Origin of the sequence: Arthrobacter sp. Hiyo1, assembly GCF_001263615.2 — a bacterium.
Lineage (GTDB): Bacteria > Actinomycetota > Actinomycetes > Actinomycetales > Micrococcaceae > Arthrobacter.
The window spans coordinates 305,747-310,696 of the sequence record NZ_DF952470.1; the positions used below are offsets into that span (position 1 = coordinate 305,747).

5 protein-coding genes and 1 pseudogene are annotated in these 4,950 nt (G+C 61.8%); 4 read left to right on the plus strand and 2 right to left on the minus strand.

Annotated features, from left to right (window positions below; translation table 11 throughout):
- The 3 genes from ngcE to AHiyo1_RS10335 all read left to right on the plus strand — a co-directional run.
- The coding region (gene ngcE / locus AHiyo1_RS10325; protein WP_059388510.1) for an N-acetylglucosamine/diacetylchitobiose ABC transporter substrate-binding protein at positions 1 to 1,358 on the plus strand (1,358 nt) is incomplete at its 5' end.
- Entirely contained in the window at positions 1,355 to 2,380 is a 1,026-nt protein-coding gene (locus AHiyo1_RS10330; protein WP_172465567.1) for a carbohydrate ABC transporter permease, read from the plus strand. The genes ngcE and AHiyo1_RS10330, both read left to right, overlap by 4 nt.
- Positions 2,380 to 3,273 carry a carbohydrate ABC transporter permease gene (locus AHiyo1_RS10335; RefSeq protein WP_059388511.1) on the plus strand — a complete coding sequence of 298 codons (894 nt, stop codon included), beginning with the start codon at positions 2,380 to 2,382 and terminating at the stop codon, positions 3,271 to 3,273. The genes AHiyo1_RS10330 and AHiyo1_RS10335 overlap by 1 nt, the downstream gene beginning before the upstream one ends.
- A gap of 97 nt (positions 3,274 to 3,370) precedes the next feature.
- Here the strand turns inward: AHiyo1_RS10335 and AHiyo1_RS10340 are convergent, their stop codons facing one another.
- A complete protein-coding gene (locus tag AHiyo1_RS10340) occupies positions 3,371 to 4,228 on the minus strand; it encodes a DUF1206 domain-containing protein (protein ID WP_059388512.1) in 858 nt (285 codons plus the stop codon).
- Positions 4,229 to 4,310: 82 nt separating this feature from the next.
- Between AHiyo1_RS10340 and AHiyo1_RS10345 the strand changes: the two genes are divergently transcribed.
- Positions 4,311 to 4,604: a DUF503 domain-containing protein gene (locus AHiyo1_RS10345; RefSeq protein WP_059388513.1), complete on the plus strand. Its 294-nt coding sequence runs from the start codon at positions 4,311 to 4,313 to the stop codon at positions 4,602 to 4,604.
- Between the two features lie 79 nt (positions 4,605 to 4,683).
- On the opposite strand, the pseudogene AHiyo1_RS10350 reads toward AHiyo1_RS10345, so the two are convergent.
- A pseudogene (locus AHiyo1_RS10350) lies at positions 4,684 to 4,950 on the minus strand (AIR synthase-related protein); the annotation flags it as partial.

A 4,950-nucleotide genomic window follows, 5' to 3' on the forward strand; every position in this document is an offset into this window, starting at 1 on the left:
TTGCCGCGGCCGTGCTTGTGCCGTTGGCCGGCTCGATGGCGTCCTGCGCGGGGGGTGGCGGCGGAGGAACAACTGGTCCAACGGGGACCGTTTCGGACACCAATCCCTTCGGCATGGCAGACAAGTCCACCGTTGACGCAGTGATCTTCAAGGGCGGGTACGGAATCGACTATGTCGACTTCGCGGGCAAGGGCTTCGAAAGCGCACATTCAGGTTCCACTGCCAAGATTTCCCCGTCCACGGACATCGCACAGGAACTGCAGCCACGATTCGTCGGAGGCAACCCGCCGGACCTGATCGACAACTCGGGTGCCAAGGCAATCGGCTTCAGCACCATCCTGGCCCAGCTTGAAGACCTCACCAGCGTGGTCAACGCCAAGAACCTCGAAGGCAAGGTCATCAAGGACACCCTCTACGGCGGAGTGCTCGCCCCGGGTACCTTCGAGGGCAAGCTGGCGGCCTTGAACTACGTCCTCACCGTCTACGCGATGTGGTATTCGGATGCCCTGCTCAAGGACAACGGCTGGTCCGTTCCCAAGACCTGGGATGAGATGTACGCGCTCGGCGAGCAAGCCAAGGCCAAGGGCAAATACCTGTTCGTCTGGGGCAAGGAAGCCGCCACGTACTACCAGGAAATGGCGATCGCCTCCGCTATCAAGGAGGGTGGCCACGACGTTCGCCTCGGCCTTGAAAACCTGAAGGCAGACTGCTGGTCCCACCCTGCACTCCAGAGCGTCTTCACCGCCCTGGAAAAGATCGTCAAGGCAGGCCACTTCAAGCCAGGTGGCTCGGGCACGCAGTTCACGGCAGCACAGGCACAGTGGAGCAACGCCCAGGAAGCAGTGTTCTACCCGTCCGGTTCGTGGATCGAAAACGAGATGAAGGACCAGACCAAGGCCGGCTTCAAGATGACCGGTGCGCCCGTCCCCTCGGTGACCACCAGCTCCAAACTGCCCTACGCGGCACTGCACAGCGCAGCGGGCGAGCCCTTCGTGGTTCCATCACAGGGCAAGAACGTTCCCGGCGGCAAGGAATTGCTCCGCGTCATGCTCTCCAAGGACGCTGCGACCAACTTCGCCAAGACCAAGCTGGCCCCCACCATCGTCAAGGACACCGTTCCCTCCGATGGCTTCGGCTCCACGGCACTCGTCTCCCAGACGAAGCTGCTCAGCGACGCGGGCGACAACATCTACACCTGGAACTTCATTGACCTTTACGGCACCAACAAGGACCAGCTGGTTGTGTGGAACACTTTCCTCGATGGAAAGTCCGATGTCGCCACACTGACGTCGGACCTGCAGAAGATCACCGACAAGGTCCGTAACGACAGCTCGGTCAAGAAGATTGAAGTGAAGTGACTTCAGTGAAAGCAAAAACCCTCCGGGTCGACGGCGGCGCGTCCGCCGTCGTCGTTCCGGATACCGCACCACCCGTCTACAAGAGGCGGCGCAAGCCCCTGACGTTCGACAAGGTCAGTTTCTTCGTGGTCTTCCTGGGCCTGCCCCTGGCGATCTACCTCCTCTTTGTGATTTGGCCTTTCATCCAGGCGTTCGGCTACTCCCTGACTGACTGGAGCGGTTTCTCACCCGACCAGAACTTCATCGGACTCGAGAATTACCGGAAGCTCTTCACGGATGACATCTTCATGAAGGCCATGGGGAACAACATCCTGCTGGTCATCTGCCTGCCCATCATCACCATCATCCTCAGCCTGGTGCTGGCAACCTTGGTGACAGTGGGCGGCAGCAGCAAGGGCCAGATCAAGGGCCTGCGCAACTCCAGCTTCTACCGGGTTGTCTCTTTCTTCCCCTACACGATTCCGGCGATCGCCATCGGCATCATGTGGGGCCAGATCTACGATCCTTCCGGGGGTCTGTTGAACGGCATCCTCACTTCCCTCGGCATGGACCAATTCAAGTCCTACGCGTGGCTTGGAGATAAGAACACCGCCATGATCGCCACGATGTTCGTGATCGTGTGGGGCTTCATCGGCTTCTACATGGTGCTCTTCGTGGCGGGTATCAAAGGTATCCCCGCCGAACTGTTCGAGGCGGCCCGGATTGACGGCGCGGGGCGCTTCCGCACTGCCGTGTCCATCACCATCCCGCTGATCCGGGACAACATCCAGACGGCGTACATTTACATGGGCATTTTGGCGCTGGATGCCTTCGTCTACATGGCCGCCCTGAACTCCGGCGGTGGTCCGGACAACTCCACCCTGGTGATGTCGCAGCAGCTCTTCTTCACCGCCTTCACGAAGGGCCAGTTCGGACTGGCCAGCGCCATGGGCGTTGTGCTGGCCGTAGCCACCCTGATCTTCTCCGGCCTCGTGTTTCTGGTCAACAGGCTCACTGGTGGCGACAAGGATGTGTCCCTCTGATGACTACCAAAATAGCCAGCCAGGAAATGAAGTCGCTGCACTTCAACCCGCGCAAACCGGCCACGACACCAGGGGACAAGGTGGTGGGCGCCGTTTCGCACACTGCCCTGACCATCTGGTCGCTGATCGTGATCCTGCCCTTGTTGTGGACTTTCATGTCCTCCTTCAAGACCTCCAGCGAGATCTTCGCTTCGCCGTTCGCCCTGCCCTCCCAGTGGCGCTTCGACAACTACGTCAAGGCCTGGACCGAGGCCGGCATCGGAAGCTACTTCCTCAACTCCGTGATTGTGGTGGGCTGCGCCCTGGTCATCGTCATGGTCCTCGGGGCCATGTGCGCCTACGTCCTGGCGCGCTATGTCTTCTTCGGTAGCAAGGCGATCTACTACCTCATGCTGGCCGGGCTCACGTTCCCGATCTTCCTCGCCATGGTGCCTTTGTTCTTCGTCATGAAGAGACTCGGCCTCCTCAACACCCTCCCGGGTTTGACCTTGGTGTACGTCGGCTTCGCGCTGCCGTTCACGGTCTTCTTCCTGTTTTCCTTCTTCAAGTCGCTCCCTCACGAAATCACGGAAGCGGCTGCCTTGGATGGAGCAGGCGAGTGGCGGACGTTCTTCCAGGTCATGCTGCCGATGGCCAAGCCGGGACTCGCTTCCGTGGCCATCTTCAACTTCCTGGGTTTGTGGAACCAGTTCCTGATTCCGGTGGCCATCAACGCGGCCGGGCCACGCGTGCTGTCCCAAGGACTGGCCGCTTTCGCCGGCCAAATGGGTTATGCGGTGGACTTCGGCGCCTTGTTCGCAGCAGTCACCGTCACGGTGGTTCCGGTCCTGATCGTCTACGTCATCTTCCAGCGCCAGCTGCAGGGTTCGGTGTCGCAAGGCACGTCCAAGTAGCACAACCTGGCTAAAAAAAGCGCCCGACGGCGGTTCCCACCTTTGGTGGGGGCCGCGTCGGGCGTTTCTGGCCACCACGCGAAGGTTGGGCCCGCCGTCAGAGCCGCTGGTAACGGGAACGGAACAAGGAGTAGACGCCGTAGGCCATCAGTCCGAGGCTGACGAACCCGAGCACCCATCCGCCAAAGGGCTGTTTCAGGAAGGCCTTGAGTGCGGAGTCGAGGCCGCCTTGTTGGGAGGGGTCGTGCTCCGCCGTGGCAATCAGGATGAGCAAGCCGACGGCGCCAAGCGCCACCCCTTTTGCGCAATAGCCCACTACTCCAAGCACCGTGAACGCATCTCCCAAGGCTCCCGACGGTTTTCCCCTCAGGTTCTTTTCGTACCTGCGTGTGATCCCCAGGAAGACGTAGGTGCCGGCAGCCGCCAGCAACGCCACTCCGATGATCACCAAGAGGACAGTTCCCGGAGTGCTGGACATGAGGTCTGCACTGGTCGAGCGGGATTTCTCGCTGCTGCTGCTCGGACGGCTGAGCGCGAAGCTTCCGAAGGTCACCGCGGCAACAGCGAAGACGATCGCCTGCCCGGCTGCCTTGAGCCGATTCATCCAGGGCTTCGAGCTGCCACCCCCGCTCCACCCCATCACGGCGTCGCTCGCCATGTAGAGCGCGAGGACACCGCAGGCCACTAGTCCCGCCCATAACAGGACGACGCCGCCAGGCGTGGCGGCCAGTTGGCTGACCGCACCGCTTTGGTCGGCTTGGCCGGATGCGCCCAGCGCGATCCCCAAGGCGATGATCCCGATCAGGAGGTGTATCAGCCCTAAGGCGACGAACCCGGCCCGTGCCACTACCCTGACGGTGCGTGAATCCTTCGCATCGTCTACGGCGTCACCCACCGAATCGGCACCCCGGGATACTGCGTTGCCGGCCTTGTTCGTATGATCGTCCGCGCCCATGGAGCTCCTTTAGTCTGCCCTTATCTTGCCACCGTGGGCTCCGAAGCGGGAGGGCGCGCGGACTACTGGATACGATGGGCGCATGTGGATCGCGTGGATTGAGTTCGACATCCTCCTCGGCGAGGTGCACAGCCTGAAGGAGAAACGTTCCCTCGTGCGTCCGCTGATCGCCGAGTTGAAACGGCGTTTCGAAGTCTCTGCCGCCGAGACCGGGCATTTGGACCAGCATCGCCGTGTACTCATCGGCGCGGGGGCAGTGGCGGCAGACCGGGCGCATCTCGTCGAGGTGTTCGACGCCGTCGAACGCTTCGTTGCAGCACGCCCGGAACTGGAGCTCCTGAGCGCCCGACGCCGGGAACTCCACAGCGAAGACTGAAAACACAACGCGGGGTCACCTACGGCCCATCCCGAGGGGATTCTTGGGCCGTAAGTGACCGCGTTGGGGGTCCCAGGGCTTAGCCGAAGTACTTCGGCAGGGTGGCCTCGTGGGCTTCGTTGAGAGCGTCCAAGGAGAGCTCGTCCACGCCGTTGATCTCCAGCTTGCCGCCGGCAGCGTCGACGACGCCGATCCGGAGGTGGGCGAAGCCGCGGGCCGTGCACATGTCCTTGAAGCGGATTTCCTCGGAGCGCGGAACGGACACGATGGCCCGGCCCTGGGACTCGGAGAACAACGCGGTGAACAGGTCCACGCCGTCGCGCTCCACGAGTTCGTCCAGCGCAAT